Annotated in this window: 16 protein-coding genes; 13 read left to right on the top strand and 3 right to left on the bottom strand. The window is 40.8% G+C overall.

All coding sequences use genetic code 11. The features are described 5' to 3' along the window. The coding region (locus QNK26_RS07605; protein WP_319221966.1) for a hypothetical protein at positions 1 to 180 on the top strand (180 nt) is incomplete at its 5' end. A 195-nt stretch (positions 181 to 375) separates the two neighbouring features. On the opposite strand, the gene srmB is transcribed toward QNK26_RS07605, so the two are convergent. Next, positions 376 to 1638, bottom strand: a complete 1263-nt coding sequence (gene srmB / locus QNK26_RS07600; protein ID WP_319221964.1) for an ATP-dependent RNA helicase SrmB — start codon at positions 1636 to 1638, stop codon at positions 376 to 378. Between the two features lie 335 nt (positions 1639 to 1973). On the opposite strand from srmB, the gene QNK26_RS07595 reads away from it, so the two are divergent. The 5 genes from QNK26_RS07595 (at position 1974) to QNK26_RS07575 (ending at position 7005) form a co-directional block, all read left to right on the top strand. Further along, positions 1974 to 2939: an inverse autotransporter beta domain-containing protein gene (locus QNK26_RS07595; RefSeq protein ID WP_319221962.1), complete on the top strand. Its 966-nt coding sequence runs from the start codon at positions 1974 to 1976 to the stop codon at positions 2937 to 2939. Positions 2940 to 2988: 49 nt separating this feature from the next. Further along, complete coding sequence (locus QNK26_RS07590) at positions 2989 to 3732, top strand: tRNA1(Val) (adenine(37)-N6)-methyltransferase (protein ID WP_319221960.1); 744 nt, start codon at positions 2989 to 2991, stop codon at positions 3730 to 3732. 213 nt (positions 3733 to 3945) lie between these two features. After that, positions 3946 to 5271 (top strand): branched-chain amino acid transport system II carrier protein, encoded by a 1326-nt coding sequence (brnQ, locus tag QNK26_RS07585; RefSeq protein ID WP_319221959.1) that lies wholly within the window; start codon positions 3946 to 3948, stop codon positions 5269 to 5271. Positions 5272 to 5393: 122 nt separating this feature from the next. Then, a complete protein-coding gene (locus tag QNK26_RS07580; RefSeq protein WP_319221958.1) occupies positions 5394 to 5576 on the top strand; it encodes a DUF2065 domain-containing protein in 183 nt (60 codons plus the stop codon). Positions 5577 to 5706: 130 nt separating this feature from the next. Further along, positions 5707 to 7005, top strand: coding sequence for an adenylosuccinate synthase (locus tag QNK26_RS07575; RefSeq protein WP_319221957.1), 1299 nt, complete (start codon positions 5707 to 5709; stop codon positions 7003 to 7005). Positions 7006 to 7169: 164 nt separating this feature from the next. Here the strand turns inward: QNK26_RS07575 and ispB are convergent, their stop codons facing one another. Beyond that, positions 7170 to 8141, bottom strand: a complete 972-nt coding sequence (gene ispB, locus QNK26_RS07570; protein WP_319221956.1) for an octaprenyl diphosphate synthase — start codon at positions 8139 to 8141, stop codon at positions 7170 to 7172. A 320-nt stretch (positions 8142 to 8461) separates the two neighbouring features. Here ispB and rplU point away from each other — a divergent pair, with 320 nt between their 5' ends. The 7 genes from rplU (at position 8462) to QNK26_RS07535 (ending at position 16154) form a co-directional block, all read left to right on the top strand. Further along, the gene (rplU, locus tag QNK26_RS07565) at positions 8462 to 8770 is read left to right on the top strand and encodes a 50S ribosomal protein L21 (RefSeq protein WP_319221955.1); all 309 of its coding nucleotides are present in this window, start codon (positions 8462 to 8464) and stop codon (positions 8768 to 8770) included. A 16-nt stretch (positions 8771 to 8786) separates the two neighbouring features. After that, positions 8787 to 9044 (top strand): 50S ribosomal protein L27, encoded by a 258-nt coding sequence (rpmA, locus tag QNK26_RS07560; RefSeq protein ID WP_019441736.1) that lies wholly within the window; start codon positions 8787 to 8789, stop codon positions 9042 to 9044. Between the two features lie 276 nt (positions 9045 to 9320). Continuing rightward, positions 9321 to 10502: an Obg family GTPase CgtA gene (gene cgtA / locus QNK26_RS07555; protein WP_319221953.1), complete on the top strand. Its 1182-nt coding sequence runs from the start codon at positions 9321 to 9323 to the stop codon at positions 10500 to 10502. Positions 10503 to 10917: 415 nt separating this feature from the next. Beyond that, entirely contained in the window at positions 10918 to 12267 is a 1350-nt protein-coding gene (locus QNK26_RS07550; RefSeq protein WP_319221952.1) for an NCS2 family permease, read from the top strand. A 243-nt stretch (positions 12268 to 12510) separates the two neighbouring features. Further along, complete coding sequence (locus tag QNK26_RS07545; RefSeq protein WP_101061906.1) at positions 12511 to 12855, top strand: ArsR/SmtB family transcription factor; 345 nt, start codon at positions 12511 to 12513, stop codon at positions 12853 to 12855. Positions 12856 to 12949: 94 nt separating this feature from the next. Next, entirely contained in the window at positions 12950 to 13570 is a 621-nt protein-coding gene (locus QNK26_RS07540; RefSeq protein ID WP_319221950.1) for an HD domain-containing protein, read from the top strand. 208 nt (positions 13571 to 13778) lie between these two features. Then, complete coding sequence (locus tag QNK26_RS07535) at positions 13779 to 16154, top strand: zinc/cadmium/mercury/lead-transporting ATPase (protein ID WP_319221949.1); 2376 nt, start codon at positions 13779 to 13781, stop codon at positions 16152 to 16154. A gap of 79 nt (positions 16155 to 16233) precedes the next feature. On the opposite strand, the gene QNK26_RS07530 is transcribed toward QNK26_RS07535, so the two are convergent. Then, positions 16234 to 17109, bottom strand: a complete 876-nt coding sequence (locus tag QNK26_RS07530) for a GGDEF domain-containing protein (RefSeq protein WP_319221948.1) — start codon at positions 17107 to 17109, stop codon at positions 16234 to 16236. Between the last annotated feature and the right edge of the window lie 186 nt (positions 17110 to 17295).

Genomic DNA, 17295 nt, shown 5'->3' with positions numbered 1-17295 from the left:
CGGGAACATCTTCAGGACGAAGACCATAGGATTACGTTGCAGGATGCGATACAAGGGACAGCTTCAGGACGAAGACCAAAGGATTACGTTACAGGATGTAACACAGAAATAAATCAGGATGGATTTATTGTGCTAGGAAGGCAAAAGGACACTCCGATGGATTGGGAAGTGGAAATTTAACGGAATAGATAGAGTCAGGATTTAGCAGGGTTGCTACACGTTTCATGGATTGAGATATATAGACTTTAGGGCGGCACATTGTGCCGCCTTTTCTATATCTGCGATTTAATAAAATTTAGGTATAAAAAAGGCGCTAAATAAATTTAACGCCTTATCAGTTATTGCAAGTTTAAGTCATTATCGTCGAAAGATTAATTACTTTTTCTTGGTATTTTTCTTAGTGCGTTTCTTTGCTTTAAGCTTCGCTTTCGCAGACACTTTATTCTTGCCTGTTGCCGCTACTTTGGCTTTTTTCTTAGTTTTCGATACTGCAATTTTATTCTTTGGTTTCAACTCTTGAATTACACGACGTTTAATCGTTTCTTCAGTGTAGCGTTCAATTTTACCAAAGATACGTAGATCATGCGCTTCAACCAATGAAATCGCAGTACCTTTCTTACCCGCACGTGCAGTACGACCAATACGGTGTACATAAATTTCAGCACTACGTGGTAAATCAAAGTTAAATACATGGCTTACATCTTGTACATCAATACCGCGAGCGGCGACGTCGGTAGCAATCAGTACTTTTACTTTATCGTTTTTAAATTGATTCAGTGAACGCGTACGTTTTGCTTGATCCATTTCACCACGTAAATAAGCACACGGGATCCCTTGAGACTGTAAATAGCTTACTAATTCAGCCAAACGTTCACGCGTTTTTACAAACACGATAGAGCGCGTTGTGCTTTCGTCACGTAACCAATGCACTAACAAAGCTTGTTTGTGTGCATGATTATCAACATAGTGCATGAATTGGTGGATCTTCGCTTTTTCTTTGCGAGAAGGATTCGCGGTGAATTCAGCAGGCTCTTTCAATAACTCTTCAGCAAAACGCTCAATACCACGACCTTCTAGGGTTGCAGAAAATAGCATTGTTTGTTGACGACGGCTCATTTCATCAGTTACTTTTTTCACATCATCATAGAAGCCCATATCTAACATACGATCAGCTTCATCTAGAATGAGTACTTCAACCGCAGCACATTCAAATGCTTCACGGCGAATATATTCTAATAAACGACCTGGTGTTGCGATGACCACATCAAGGCTGTTTTTTAATACTTCAGCGTGTAATGCATAATCAACACCACCCGTTATCATCGATACTTTATGGTCAGTATAAGCCGCTAGCATTTTAGCTTGTTGGAATACCTGACTTGCGAGTTCACGCGTTGGCGTCAAGATAAGTACGCGTCCAGGGCCTAATTCACGACGTGGAAAGTCAAGCAGATGCTGAAAAGCTGGTAGTAAAAAAGCCAGCGTTTTACCTGTACCTGTCGGTGCAGATGCAAGGATATCTCTACCTTCCATGGCAGTTGGCAATACTTGTTGTTGAATCATTGTTGGTTGAACAAGATTATTATCAGTAAGTGCTGCAATTAATTCAGGGTCTAGATCGAGACTTTCGAAGTCCATAAAACTACCGTATAACAAGAGGTTAAAAAGGAAGATGAAGCTATCATTGGCTATATTTAAACAATGATACGTCAAATTTTTGATCGTTAATCAACCATTATGGCAGATATGAGGCTGAGAGGATATTTGTTTTCTACTCAAGTGTTGAAAAAGTCGCGATTATCGATTAAATCCAAGAGACTCGTAGTTGGTCTGGTTATGACTGTAAAGTAGTGGAAAATAAAGTGCAGCATCCGATCTTTTAGTCATTTTAGTTATTGGTTATATTGATTAGCTTGCAGGCTATATTTTTGTTATCTTAGCGCGGTTATTTCATTATTAAGGTATGTTACTTCATGAGTTCAAGTAGTCTATTTCCTGCTGCATTATTGTCTTGTGTTACGCTATTATTGTCCCTATCTCCTGCAGCTAATGCGGCTGAAGATAAGTATTACGCTGAGAATGAAGGAGACATTTCCAATAAAGGTTATTGGGGTAAGCAGCGTGGTCATCTTGGTGGTGAGGAGCAGCTTAAACCAAAACCTGCGGTCGAAGAGCCTGAAGAGCCTGGATTTGAACCTGTTGAATTTTTAACACCGCTGTATTCTAATCTCAGCTTTGGTTTAAAACTGCACAGTAACTATGATGATTATGACCGACACGGTAGCTCTTTCGAAAATAATCCTGGATTGGATTATGTACTCGATAATGTCTTTACCGAAGATTTGGTATGGCAAGCAAATATAGATTACAAAAATGAAGATATTCTGATTACTAATGGTATTGGTATTCTACCGGAAGACAGCCTAATTGGTGTCGGCGTTAATGCCTTTTTGGATGTGGAATTAAACTCAGGAAGTCAGCGATTATCTGTTGGTACTAAATACGATGATCCCGATTATATCTTTAATTTATCATCCAACATTTATTTTCCCTTATCGGGTACTGACGAAGTCGATGATTTGGTTACCAGTATGGACATACGTGCAGAAGGGGCGATAACACCAACGGTGCAGTTCCATAGTTCACTTGAGTACTTCGTTGGTGATAATGTTCAAATCAATGATAATTACGACCCTACTGATAACAGCCACAAGCTGACGGCTGGTTTAGATTATACACCGATCCCGTTATTGCAATTGGGTGTTGAAGCAACCAAAGTGAAAGATCATGATGTTGGCTATGGTGTGTACCTCTATTTCAATTATGATCCATGGCGACCATTAAATGAACAACTCGAGTGGATTGTAGATAATGATTTTTCTTTGCATAACATGATCCCATTCTCACGTTCTAAAGTACTGGCGCGCACTGGTGAGTAATAACAAGATGCGATATTGTGTCGTTATGTTAGAGAGTGAAGAGTAGTCTGTGAACGATAAAAATAATGGTTTTAGTTTTAAACAGTTTCATGTTTCACATGCAGATTGTGCGATGAAAGTCGGCACTGACGGTATTTTACTTGGTGGCTGGGCTAATGTGAACACTACATCGTTAGCGCCGTTAACAGTACTGGATATTGGAACCGGCTCTGGTCTTATTAGTTTGATGTTAGCACAACGTTGCCAAGGCAATATGCAGGCCATTGCGATTGATATTGATGCATCAGCATGTCAACAAGCTAAGCAGAATGTTGATAATTCACCATGGCCATCTTCAATCGCAGTTAAACATATTGCATTGCAGGCGTTTTTCCAAACCTGTAAAGCAGAACCTGCTATGTTTGATCTGATCGTTTCTAACCCTCCTTATTTTGTTCATGGCCAAGAATTTGCTGATGATGCACGGCAGACCGCAAGGCATACTGGCTGTTTAACTCATCAAGAGTTGGTTAATTGCGCGCTAGGGCTGTTAGCACCTAATGGTCAAATTGCATTGGTACTGCCTTATGAGGCAGGATGTGAACTTGCCACTTATTGCCAACAATTAGGTAATTTGCAAATAACCTGCTTAAACATAAAAACCACCCCGAAAAAATCTTACAAACGTATGCTAATGAGTATTCAGCGTGGTACTGCCAAGTTAGAAAAACAATCGCTTACTATTCATGACCCGGATGGTCGTTACTCTAATGATTACCAACGTATCACTAAAGATTTTTATCTAAAAATGTAATTTCACTCTGCTGATATTAGATTTGCGCTTGCACTTAATGACCAGATTGTTAGTATCGAGCATTAGTGGGTGAGTGGCTAATACAAAATTCTTTACAAAAATATAATTATAATACTTTGTGCTACACCGGCTGGAGGACTATTCCTCCACGCTTGCTTCATGGAAGAAGTGAATAAATGAACACACAACAATATCTAAGCAGAGAGTATATTAATGACTACAAAATTAAAAACAGCTGATGTTTTAGCCATCGGCTTTATGACGTTCGCCTTCTTTTTAGGCGCGGGTAATATCATTTTTCCACCTTTAGCGGGTAACCTTGCTGGGCAATCCTTTATGCCAGCTATGTTTGGCTTCCTTGCTACCGCTGTTGGCTTGCCACTTATCACCATCATTGCCGTTGCAAAAGCGGGCGGTGGTTTAATTACCATGACACGCTTTTTACCCGCGATGGCAGCAACTGCAATTGCAGTGGCGATTTACATCATTATAGGTCCTGCGTTTGCAGCCCCTCGAACCAGCCTTGTTGCCTATGAAATGGGGATTAAACCTTTCTTAGGAGACGCTGCAAATGATACAACACTGGCTTTATATTCTGTTACTTTCTTTATTATCACTGCATATTTTGCGCTAAGCCAAGGTAAGCTAATTGATAATATTGGTAAAATCTTAACGCCAGCATTAATTGTATTGCTAACGGTACTCGCGATTGCAGTATTTGTCATGCCACAAGGTGAGATTGGTGCCGCACGTGAAGCATATATAGAAAATCCATTTACCAAAGGCTTCCTTGAAGGTTACAACACCATGGATACCTTTGCGTCGTTAATGTTTGGCATGTTGATCATCAACGTATTAAAAAGCAAAGGCGTAACAGACAAAGCTGGTCAATTTAGATACTTAGTTATGGCGGGTTCTATCGCTGCAGCGGGTCTGGCGTTTGTTTATATTTCACTATTCTACCTCGGCGCTACAAGCCAATCACTAATTGCGACGGGTGCTGACGTTAATGGTGGCATGATCTTAGCTATTTATGTGCAAGCGTTATTCGGAATGCCTGGTCAGTACATCTTAGCGGCAGTGGTAACACTTGCGTGTCTAACGACGGCTGTAGGCCTCGCAAGTGCGGTTGCAGAATTCTTTCATGAATTAAAACCACAATGGTCATACAAAATATTAGTTATCATTAACTGCATCGTATGTGCGATTGTTGCTAATGTTGGTTTATCACAATTGATTAGTATTTCTGTGCCAGTATTATTTGCGGTATACCCAATTGCGATTGCGATTGTTGCGCTAATCTTATTGCAAGAGCGTTTTCCTAATCCACAGTTTGCATTCCGTCTAGTGATGGTCGTTGCATTCATGTTTGGTGTATTAGATGGCTTTAAAGTTGCAGGTTTTGCGATGAGTGGTTTTGATTTCTTGCCACTATTTGATAAAGGTTTAGCTTGGGCATTACCGACCGCTCTTGCTATCATCATATCGATAGTTGCAATGCGTCCGCGTGCCAATATTAATGTGGTAGCCGCTAAATAGTTAGATCACATGCTCTAACTGAGGGCTGATTAAACTAAGTTAAAATCCGTTCCTTCGAGAACGGATTTTTTATGCTATTTTTTTGTTCGATGTGCTTTATCGCACTATAATAAGGTGGTTTTATGGGCAGTGAATTGTGGTTAGCGTTGGCGATTGTATTTATCATTGAGGGCATAATGCCGATGTTAGTACCTAAACAATGGCAGCAAATGTTAACTGTCATTACCCAGCAACCTGCTGACAAGGTACGTAAATATGCAGGTTGTCTAGTGGTAACGGGTATCGTATTATTGTTGATACTGTAAAAAAATTGTACAGTAGAACAACAAGTAAAGTTATATTTTCCAATTTTAATGAGATAGAACTCAAATTTTTTAAACATTTTGATTTAAATTTTGCTAGAATCCTCTTTTAACCAACAACCGCGACGGTATCATGGGAAAGAATGTAGTTATTCTCGGCACTCAATGGGGTGACGAAGGTAAAGGTAAAGTAGTTGATCTACTAACTGATAGAGCTAAATATGTTGTGCGCTACCAAGGTGGTCACAATGCTGGTCACACTTTAGTAATCAATGGTGAAAAAACAGTTCTTCACTTAATTCCATCTGGTATTTTACGTTCAAACGTTAAATGTATCATTGGTAATGGTGTAGTATTGGCACCTGATGCGTTAATGACTGAAGTTAAAATGCTTGAAGAACGAGGCATCCCAGCTCGTGAGCGTATGCTTATCAGTGAAGCGTGTCCATTAATCCTGCCATATCATGTATCACTAGATGCTGCACGTGAAAAAGCACGTGGTAAAAAAGCAATTGGTACAACTGGTCGTGGTATCGGTCCAGCTTACGAAGATAAAGTAGCGCGTCGTGGTTTACGTGTTGGCGATCTATTCAACATGGAACAGTTTGCTGTTAAATTGAAAGAAGTAATGGAATACCATAACTTCCAACTACAGCATTACTATAATGAACCTGAAGTAAGCTACGAAGATGTTCTAGCACAGATGCACGAAGTTGCACCTATCTTACTAGACATGATCGTAGACGTAACTTCTCTTCTTGATGATGCACGTCGCCGCGGTGATGACATCATGTTTGAAGGTGCTCAAGGTACATTACTAGATATCGATCACGGTACTTACCCGTATGTAACATCATCAAATACAACTGCAGGTGGCGTTGCTACTGGTAGTGGTTTTGGTCCATGTCACATCGATTATGTTCTTGGTATTACTAAAGCTTACACTACACGTGTTGGTTCTGGTCCATTCCCAACTGAACTTGATGATGAGATCGGTAATCACCTAGGTGTGAAAGGCCATGAATTTGGCGCAACTACAGGACGTGAACGTCGTTGTGGTTGGTTTGACGCAGTTGCAATGAAACGTGCAATTCAGTTAAACAGCATCACAGGTTTCTGCCTAACTAAACTAGATGTATTAGATGGTTTAGAAACGCTGAAAATCTGTACTGGTTACATGCAACAAGACGGTTCAATTCTTGACGTGCCACCTATGGCTGCTGACGGTTATGAACTTGTTGAACCAGTTTACGAAGAAATGTCAGGTTGGAACGACGTAACATACGGCGCGACAACTCTAGAACAACTTCCAGAAGCTGCAATCGCTTACATCAAGCGTATTGAAGAAATTACGGGCGTGCCAATTCATATCGTATCAACTGGCCCAGATCGTAACGAAACAATGGTATTAGTTAACCCATACGACGTATAAGTCTATTTGGTTAAACTGATAAATAAAAGGTCGCTTATGCGGCCTTTTTTGTACCTGTCATTTAGATGGGGAAGATATAGAAAAGCCGCATGATTACGCATGCGGCTTTTATTGTCATTATTTTGATAAGCCGGTTAGTTTTTCTGGGCTAATCGCACGACTTGTTAGCTACTTCTATTTGCTGCAATGTAAGCCAATGAGATAAGCGCTTGCTTATATTCAGACTCAGGCAGCACCGCAATTGCTGCGACGGCTAAATCTGCTTCTTGTTGGGCTTTATCAAAGCAATAATTTAGCGAACCAGTACGCTCAAGAATCGCCAGAATAGCATCAAGGTTATCCATGCCATTCATTTTCTCGATTGCTTCTCGTACCATCACAGCTTCTGCTTCAGTGCCGTGAGCCATGGCATGAATTAATGGCAGTGTTGGTTTACCTTCGGCAAGGTCATCACCGACGTTTTTACCCATATCTTGGGCATCCGCAGTGTAATCCATCACATCATCGATAAGTTGGAATGCTGCGCCTAAATGCACCCCATAATCAATCATCGCTTGTTCGATGTCTGCAGGTTGTTCAGAGATCACCGCGGCGAGTTGTGTTGCTGCTTCAAATAATTTGGCCGTCTTATAATAGATAACGTCCATATAACGTTTTTCGTCAGTATCGGCATCATTACAGTTCATCAATTGTAATACTTCACCTTCGGCAATCACATTGGTTGCATCTGATAAAATGTCGATGATTTTACTGTTATGCAGTTTTGCCATCATTTGGAAAGAACGTGAATAAAGGAAGTCACCGACTAATACGCTAGCGGCATTACCAAAGGTAGCATTTGCTGTATCACGACCACGGCGCATGTCTGACTCATCAACCACATCATCGTGTAATAATGTTGAAGTATGAATAAACTCGATGATGGCAGCGACATCCACATGTTGCTGGCCTTGATAACCCAGAGCGCGGGCACTTAATGTTGCGATTAGTGGACGAATGCGTTTACCGCCACCATTTACAATGTAATAACCCACTTGATTTACGAGGGCAACATCAGATTGCAGTCGAGCTAAAATGAGTTCATTGACAGCGTCCATATCTTGTTTCGATAACGCTTGAATGGCTTTTATATCCATGTATATAAGTTCCGTGCTACTTTTGTAGTTGTATGACGATTTTTTTAAGACTATTGATCGTTATATTCATCGTTAGCCCTATCTTGATAGTACACTATAAGATAAAATGCCCGTCAAATTTATGTCGTAATTGTACACTAAATTGTAATTGCCGAAAGGATTAAGCGGCCGTGATTTACTACTTTCCTGCTTATTTATATTTATTTTAAAAATCAGCTTGCCTAACTGCAAAGTTTTGAGTAGAATTCGCGCCATTGTTATAAATTATTATGACGTGTCGCTACCTAAGGTACGCTAGACACGAATCGGAGTCAGAAAACATGTATGCTGTTTTCCTTAGCGGTGGCAAACAACACCGCGTTGCTGAAGGTCAAACTCTTCGTCTAGAACTTCTAGACGTTGAAGCTGGTTCAAGCATCGAATTTAACGAAGTATTAATGGTAGCTAACGGCGAGAATATCGAAGTTGGCGCACCTTACCTTGAAGGTAAAAAAATCACTGCTGAAGTGGTATCTCATGGTCGTGCGGACAAGATTAAAATCATGTATTTCCGTCGTCGTAAGCACTCTCGTAAACAGATGGGTCACCGTCAATGGTTTACAGAAGTTAAGATTACTAAAATCGCTTAATTAGGAGTACTAAAAGATGGCACATAAAAAAGCTGGTGGTAGTACCAACAACGGTCGTGATTCAGAAAGCAAACGCCTAGGTGTTAAGCGTTTTGGTGGTGAATCAGTTCTTGCGGGTAACATTCTAGTTCGTCAACGTGGTACTAAATTCCACGCTGGTACAAACGTAGGTTGTGGTCGTGACCACACTCTATTCGCTAAAGCTAGCGGTAAAGTGCAGTTCGAAGTTAAAGGACCACAAAACCGTAAGTTCATTAGCATTGTAGCTGAATAATTTCAGTACAAACTAAGAATTTTAAAAACCCGCTTTATAGCGGGTTTTTTTTATTGCTAAAATAAATATTAGTAATAAAAAATAATAACAGAATAAACATTGAGAGAGATTATTGACCCATACTCGCTGGTTAAGCTTGGTTAGTCATGATACTCGATAATAAGTTGATAGTTGCACGGATTGATTAATTCACCAGTCTGGTGAAAATGAAGTCAGTGCGCGATTAGTTAATCCGTGCAACTAACTGCATTCCTAATTTGTAGGAGCGATAGCGAAATGAAATTTGTAGATGAAACCCGAATCAAAGTTGAAGCCGGTGATGGCGGTAGTGGTTGTGTAAGCTTCCGCCGTGAAAAATATGTTGCTCGTGGCGGCCCTGATGGTGGTGACGGTGGCGATGGCGGTCATGTATATATGATTGCAGATGAAAACTTAAATACGCTAGTCGATTTTCGTTTTGTCCGTTTCCATAAAGCGGAACGTGGTGAGAATGGTCGCCCTAAAGATCAAACTGGTGCGCGTGGTGAAGATATCACTTTACGTGTTCCTGTTGGTACGCGTGTAGCAGATGATGATACTGGTGAAGTGATTGCCGATCTCGTTATGCACGGACAACGTAAAATGGTTGCTAAAGCTGGTTTCCACGGCCTTGGTAATACACGTTTTAAAAGTAGTGTAAACCGTGCTCCACGTCAAAAGACGCTAGGTACACCTGGTGAAGTTCGTAACTTACGTTTAGAACTAATGCTACTTGCTGACGTTGGTTTATTAGGTTTACCAAATGCTGGTAAGTCTACGTTCATTCGTGCGATCTCTGCAGCGAAACCAAAAGTTGCAAACTATCCGTTTACAACATTAGTACCTAACCTAGGTGTAGTAAGTGCAAGTCCAGAGCGTAGCTTTGTAGTTGCCGATATTCCAGGTCTTATTGAAGGTGCTTCTGATGGTGCTGGTCTAGGTATCCGTTTCCTACGTCACTTAGAACGTTGTCGTTTAATGGTTCACATTGTTGATCTATTACCTGAGAACATGAGTGATCCAGCTGAAAATGCAAAGGTTATTGTAAGCGAACTAGAGAAATACAGTGCTAAGCTAGCAGCTAAAACATGCTGGTTAGTATTTAACAAAACCGATCTTGTATTAGATGAAGAAGCTGAAGAAACAATTAAAGCGGTTGTTGCTGCGATTAATTGGGAAGGCGAAGTTCATACTATGTCTGCTTCAAGTGGCGTTGGTACCAAAGATCTTGTTCGTGCGATGATGGAACAAATCGAATCTATGCCGCGTCCTAAGATCGAAATGCCGATTGAAGATGATGGTGATATCGGTTTCTTATGGGATGAATACCATAAAGATCAAATTGCTAATCACGCCGTTATTGAAGAAAGTGATGACGATGATGATTGGGATGATTGGGACGAAGAAGATGACGGTCATGTTATCTACGCTCGTGACTAAGCATCATTAAAAAGTGATTTTATAATCATTTTTATTAAAAATACCAGCCTAAGGCTGGTATTTTTTTATCCCTAAAATAGTACTTTCAGGCACTTGAGTGAATTTCTATTCCTAGATTATTATTTTACTAATAAAAAAGTGCTTTTTAGACAAAAAACTTCCAATTTAGGGGGAATTAGCAGATAATCCCGCCGTTCACGAAGTGAATATAGCAGGTAATAATTACCTATATTTTAAATCCGGTCATTTAATAATTGTCAGCTTAGAACTTTCCACTTTTCTGCTAAGCGACAGCCATTTATTAAACAGCCAGTCACCTTGGTTTGTATCTATCAGTTGCATTAAGAGCAATAAGTACAGACAAACGCTGTTATAACAGTGCGTAAGGTGAACGAAATAAAAAGTGAGTACCTTAATGAATACCGCAAGTCAGTCTACCTCTGAATTAAAAAACACTTCTGCTTTTGCCACTTTGATGGAAAAGTTGTTTAAGCTAAAAGCACATAACACCACGATCAAAACAGAAGTAATGGCAGGTTTAACGACTTTCGTTACCATGGCTTATATTCTCTTTGTTAACCCGGATATCATGTCGATTGCGGGCATGGACTACCAAGCGGTATTCGTTGCCACAGCACTCAGTGCTGCAATTGGTTGTATCTTCATGGGGCTTTATGCGAACTGGCCTGTAGGTCTAGCACCTGGTATGGGATTGAATGCATTCTTCACCTTCGCAGTAGTAAAAGGTATGGAGTATTCTTGGCAGGTTGCATTAGGTGCTGTATTCATTTCAAGTATCATATTCGTCATTATGAGTGTGACCAAATTACGTGGTTGGATCATCGACAGTATCCCGCATAGTTTACGTTATGCAATGACAGCGGGTGTCGGTCTGTTCTTAGGTATTATCGGTTTAAAAGCAGCTGGTATTATTACTGCTAGTCCTGCAACTTTAGTGACGTTAGGCAACTTCCACGACCCTAAAGTCATTTTAGGTGCGTTAAGCTTTCTTATCATTGCAATCTTAGCTACACGCAAAGTATTCGGTGCGGTACTTATTGGTATTATCGCTGTTACAGTAATCAGCGCAGTGATGGGTCTAGTAACCTTACCTGAGCAAGCGATATCACTACCGACTGGCTTATCAAAAACATTCATGCAAATGGACGTTATGGGTGCGTTAGACGTATCTATGGTGAGTGTTATCCTAGCATTCTTATTTGTGAACATGTTTGATACGGCTGGCACTATGATTGGTGTGGCTGATAAAGCTGGCATGTATAATAAAGACGGTAAAATTGAAAATCTAAATAAAGCATTAACAGCGGATAGTGTTGCAAGTGTTGCTGGCGCAGTGATTGGTTGCCCACCAGTAACGACATACGTTGAAAGTAATGCGGGTATTGCTGAAGGTGGTCGTACTGGTTTAACCGCGGTTGTTGTTGGTTTACTATTCTTAGCGGCGATGTTCTTTGCTCCGATAGCTCAGATTGTACCAAGCTATGCAACAGCAGGCGCGTTAATCTATGTTGCTTTCTTAATGGTTGGTAGCTTGAACAAAGTCAATTGGGATGAGTTCACAGACTACGTTCCAGCTGCGATAACTGCAATCATGATGCCGCTAACGTACTCAATCGCTGATGGTATCATCTTAGGCTTCTTATCATTCGCTATCATTAAGCATGCAACAGGTCGCTCTGCTGATGTATCGCTAGGTATGAATGTACTTGCAGTAGTATTTATTGCCAAATTAGCGTTTATCTAAAACGTTAGGTTACCAATATTGACGCTGCCTAGGTAGTGTCAATGTGACGATACGGTCAATGTTACAGTACCGTTGATCTGATAAAGAAGTGCCAGCTGAGTATGTGCAATTTGCGTATATGAGGTTGGCATTTTTGCTCTCTAAGCCTTGCTCTTATTTTACGTCGAAAACGTTACGGCTATTGCCCCTATGACCTCAAGTGTTACACTTTCCTTTCATCCATTGTTATCTTAGCGGACCAGAATGCCAAAATTAGAACCTCAATGTTGTCCAGAACCACAATGTAGCGCCGAGTTGCCTGTATTAGATGATCAACATATTGCTTCTCTCGCGCATCTCTTTCATTTGTTAGGGGATGAAGGACGTATCCGCTTAGTGCTTGCTTGTATGGCTGGGCCTGTTGCTGTGTCTGAGTTGTCAGCCGTATCTGGTATGTCACAATCATTAACCAGTCATCATCTGCGTCATTTGCGTGAAGCGCGTATTTTGCGTTCAGAGCGTCAGGGTAAACAGATCCTGTATCGACTTGATGATCATCATATTCGCCACGTAGTTCACGACCTTGCTTGCCATGTTAACGAGCATTAGTGTCATCATCGTTGAGCATCAAATATTAAAGAAGCTATTCAAAACTAACTATTTTAAAGAATCTATTCTAAAGCGCCTATTTTAAGAGAGTGCCATGCGAAAGCTGTTTATTGAATTTTTAACGCAATTGGGTAGTGATGACCGCGCCCATGATATCGATCATATTGAACGTGTCGTTGCCACTGCTAGGCAACTTGCTAATAGCGAAGGTGCAGACCTCGCGATCTTAGAGCCTGCTGCGTGGTTACATGACTGTGTTGCCGTTGCTAAAGATCACCCGCAACGTAAACAAGCGTCATTGCTAGCCGCCGATCGCGCGGTTGAATTCTTACAGCAGATTGATTATCCGTCGCAATACCACAGCGCTATTCATCACGCTATTATTGCCCACAGCTTTAGCGCCAATATTACCCCTGAAACATTAGAGGCTAAAATATTGCAAGACGCCGATCGTATGGATGCGTTAGGTGCGATAGGTATAGCGCGTTGTATTTTGGTAGGCGGTAAGCTTAATCGTCAATTATATAGCAGTATTGATCCTTTGTGTGTTGAGCGCGACCCAGATGACAGTCTGTATACCTTAGATCACTTCTTTACTAAGTTATTAACGTTGGGCGATAGCATGCAAACACAAGCGGCAAAGGCGGAAGCACAGCGACGCAGTGTTTATATGCGTGATTTTTTAGCGCAACTGCAGTCGGAATTACTGACATAGAAATCGGGCGATTAACGCCGTCGATATCATGATTTACTAGATTAAAGCTAATTCATTCGCTAACGATAACGACTGAGTTAGCTTTTTTTTGTAAATACACTTGAATGAAAGTTAATATGAATATATATTTATATGTAAGTTAACTAGCTTGAACGCATTAACTGTTACTGATATTGCTAACATTAATTCTATTTACGAGGATAAACTTATGTCATGTAAAGACAGCACTATATCTAAAACAACAGCATCTAAAACAACAGCATCTAAAACAACTGCAACAGCGGTAAAATCAAATCAAGGATGTTGTGGTAACGATCACAGTAAAACCCACGTTCATGAACATCAACATACCGATGAGCATCAAGTAAGTAATAGCGCTAGCAGTAACGACTCTTGCTGCGTACACACAGAATCAAATGATATTATTGTTGATGATGAGGAACCCGAGTCCAGTAGTTTAACTGCCCGTTTATCTTGGTTAGTGACTGGTATGGACTGCCCAAGCTGTGCCCGTAAAGTAGAAAAAGCCGTTCAAGCAATACCTCAAATCAAGCAATGCCGCGTTGCATTCGCTACCGAAAAACTACTTGTTGATATCGACAAGAGCAGTAACAGCACTGCTGTAGATAGTATTAAAGTACAAGTCAATGACGCTGTTGTGAATGTAGGATTCAAGTTACAACAAGTCGGTAATAAGTCGAAAAACGTTGAAGACGATAACTCATTATCACAAAGCCTGCGCGAGCATTGGCATGCCATTACCTTAGTTAGTGCTATCGTTATTGCCGCTATTTTGACACTGTTTAACGGTGAAGCCAGTCAGTGGTTATTTACCTTCGCCAGTATTTTTGGTGTGATACCAGTTATCAATCGCTCGATTAAACTAGCCCGTTCAGGCACCCCGTTTGCTATCGAAACGCTGATGTCTGTCGCCACGGTTGGTGCGCTTATCTTAGGTGAAACCGCAGAGTCGGCGATGGTCTTAGTGCTATTCATGATCGGTGAAAAACTTGAATCTTATGCTGCAGGTAAGGCGCGTAAAGGCGTTAAATCGTTAATGTCATTAGTGCCTGAAGAAGCAACAACAATCGTTGGAAACAAGCGTGTAGTTGTTGCAGCGAGTGATTTGCAGCCTGGTGATATTATTGAAATAAAACCCGGTGACCGTTTACCTGCTGATGGCGCGCTATTAGCATCTGGTATTAGTTTTGACGAAAGTGCATTAACGGGGGAATCCGTTCCTGTTGAACACCAAGCCGAAGATATCGTCATGGCGGGTAGTCTGGCTGTGAACCGTCTTGCGCAATTACGGGTGGTATCAGAGTCGGGTAATAATGCCATTGACCGTATCCTACATTTAATTGAAGAAGCTGAGGAAAATAAAGCGCCAATCGAACGTTTTCTGGATGGATTCAGCCGATGGTACACACCAGCAATGATGTTATTAGCTTTGGCTGTGGTGATTGTGCCACCGTTATTATTTGCCAGTGATTGGACTGAGTGGATTTATAAAGGCTTAACTTTGCTACTTATTGCTTGCCCTTGTGCGTTAGTGATTTCAACACCAGCAGCGGTAACATCGGCATTATCAGCAGCCAGTAAACGTGGTGTATTAGTTAAGGGTGGGGCGGCACTAGAGCAAATTGGTCGTATCCAACAAATTGCTTTTGATAAAACTGGTACCTTAACCCAAGGTGTACCTGCAGTAACGAGTGTTGTTAGTTTTATTGATGATGAAGACAAAGTACTACAACTTGCTGCCAGTATTGAGCAAACCTCAAATCATCCATTAGCAACGGCCATTTTAGCTCATGCTGAACGTAAGTCAGTGGCTCTATTAACGGTTAGCAATGACCAAACACTGGCAGGCTTAGGTGTGCAAGGTGAAGTAAAAATCGGTGAATCAACACAGTTAATTAAACTGCTTGCACCGCATCACATGACAACGCAACTTGCAGAGTTAGCCCATGTAAAAATAGCTATCGAAGAACTTGAAAATGGCGGTAATACCACTGTGGTCGTACTGCAAGATGATCAAGTGATAGGCTTGGTTGCATTGGCTGACAGTATTCGTGACGATGCTCGCCAAGCCATTGAAGAGTTGCAAAAACTCGGGATCAATACGGTGATGTTAACTGGTGATAACCGTCGTACCGCGAAAGTGATTGCTGATTCATTCGGCATGGAATACCGCGCTGAATTACGACCTGAAGACAAATCCCGTATTGTTGGCGAACTTAGCCAAGGCAAAGATACGGCGATGGTGGGCGATGGTATTAATGATGCGCCTGCAATGAAAAGTGCAAATTTAGGTATTGCGATGGGCGGTGGCACTGATGTCGCGTTAGAAGCGGCGGATGTAGCATTGATGCATAACCGCTTAGTTGAATTACCACAAATGGTGGCACTAGGTCAGGCGACATTAACTAATATTAAGCAGAATATTACCTTGGCGGTTGGACTTAAAGCGGTATTTTTGGTGACTACCTTATTAGGTTTTACTGGACTCTGGGTGGCTATTTTGGCTGATTCAGGTGCGACAGCTTTGGTAACTGCAAATGCATTAAGGTTGTTACGCAAATAGATGTGTAAATAACAGGTAATGTGAGGCTAAGCTGTTCTATACTCAATAAAGCTCATCAAATTTGATTTGATGAGCTTTATTATTTGATATTAACTTTACTGTTATACAGATCTTCATCAGCAAGTTTGAATAAACTCTCAATCGTTTCCCCTGCTCGCCACATTGCAGAGCCAATTGCTGAGGTAATATGAAATTCGCTCAGTAATGAGTCACTTTTAATCTCGCTATAAATTCGTTCGATAACTAAATTTGTTGATTGCGATGATGCTGGTTGCAAGATAATGGCAAACTCATCACCGCCTAGTCGAAACGCCATATCACTATTACGAATACTACGTTGTAATACATACGCATAATGTTTCAAGATGCGATCACCAAACTGATGGCCATAAGTATCATTGACACGTTTGAAGTTATCTAAGTCAGTAACCAGTAAGGCCATATTGGATTTATGACGCTGGCACAGGCTGTAAGAACGTAGAATGTTCTCGTCAAAACTGGCGCGATTATCTAAGCCGGTTAAATGATCTTTCATGATACGAATTTGCATTTCTTGTAACATCAAGGCGTGCATGAGATTCGTTTCGAGTAGTTGATGTAACTCTTTTAATAAACTTAGTTCATTAATCTTTAATGGTTTTACCGAACTATATAACAACGACCCAAGATCTTTGCCCATTGCCGTCAAGTGGTAGTTTTGTTGAAAAACAGCCGTGCAATCAGTCTTTAATTGAATATTGTTCGTCGCGTCAGTAAAGCTTAAGCCGCTAAAGCGGACATGTTGTGCCGCTATTGCGGCAAAGTTAGATAACAAAGAATCGACATCTAAACTAGTCTGTAACTTTTTCAAGGTCGCAATGGTTTGTGTTGGCGTCAGTTTCTGCTGCCGCTTTGGCGCAGTAAACCCATAATTGGTATGTATTTTATGGGGATTGATGATGCTTAGGTTATCCATTGCTACCTCTGTCAAAAAAATCACATTATTTACTATAGTGATAAATCATGCATATTGCGTACCATTATATAAATAAATCACCGTTAAATTCATGGTGATCTTTTTATTGATCCTTGGCTGAACTTGTTAAATCACGACCTAGTACATATTATTTAATGGCATTGTTTTTTATTGGTGTTGGTTACT

Origin of the sequence: Moritella sp., assembly GCF_033791185.1 — a bacterium.
GTDB lineage: Bacteria > Pseudomonadota > Gammaproteobacteria > Enterobacterales > Moritellaceae > Moritella.
This window is presented reverse-complemented; position numbering and strand designations above follow the sequence as displayed.

What these genes read in the sequence shown, in the direction of transcription:
- QNK26_RS07530 (WP_319221948.1), bottom strand. Translation starts at nt 17,109, where the DNA reads ATGGATAACCTAAGCATCATCAATCCCCATAAAATACATACCAATTAT.
- cgtA (WP_319221953.1), top strand. Translation starts at nt 9,321, where the DNA reads ATGAAATTTGTAGATGAAACCCGAATCAAAGTTGAAGCCGGTGATGGC.
- srmB (WP_319221964.1), bottom strand. Translation starts at nt 1,638, where the DNA reads ATGGACTTCGAAAGTCTCGATCTAGACCCTGAATTAATTGCAGCACTT.
- brnQ (WP_319221959.1), top strand. Translation starts at nt 3,946, where the DNA reads ATGACTACAAAATTAAAAACAGCTGATGTTTTAGCCATCGGCTTTATG.
- QNK26_RS07535 (WP_319221949.1), top strand. Translation starts at nt 13,779, where the DNA reads ATGTCATGTAAAGACAGCACTATATCTAAAACAACAGCATCTAAAACA.
- QNK26_RS07595 (WP_319221962.1), top strand. Translation starts at nt 1,974, where the DNA reads ATGAGTTCAAGTAGTCTATTTCCTGCTGCATTATTGTCTTGTGTTACG.
- QNK26_RS07580 (WP_319221958.1), top strand. Translation starts at nt 5,394, where the DNA reads ATGGGCAGTGAATTGTGGTTAGCGTTGGCGATTGTATTTATCATTGAG.
- QNK26_RS07550 (WP_319221952.1), top strand. Translation starts at nt 10,918, where the DNA reads ATGAATACCGCAAGTCAGTCTACCTCTGAATTAAAAAACACTTCTGCT.
- QNK26_RS07540 (WP_319221950.1), top strand. Translation starts at nt 12,950, where the DNA reads ATGCGAAAGCTGTTTATTGAATTTTTAACGCAATTGGGTAGTGATGAC.
- QNK26_RS07545 (WP_101061906.1), top strand. Translation starts at nt 12,511, where the DNA reads ATGCCAAAATTAGAACCTCAATGTTGTCCAGAACCACAATGTAGCGCC.
- rpmA (WP_019441736.1), top strand. Translation starts at nt 8,787, where the DNA reads ATGGCACATAAAAAAGCTGGTGGTAGTACCAACAACGGTCGTGATTCA.
- rplU (WP_319221955.1), top strand. Translation starts at nt 8,462, where the DNA reads ATGTATGCTGTTTTCCTTAGCGGTGGCAAACAACACCGCGTTGCTGAA.
- QNK26_RS07575 (WP_319221957.1), top strand. Translation starts at nt 5,707, where the DNA reads ATGGGAAAGAATGTAGTTATTCTCGGCACTCAATGGGGTGACGAAGGT.
- ispB (WP_319221956.1), bottom strand. Translation starts at nt 8,141, where the DNA reads ATGGATATAAAAGCCATTCAAGCGTTATCGAAACAAGATATGGACGCT.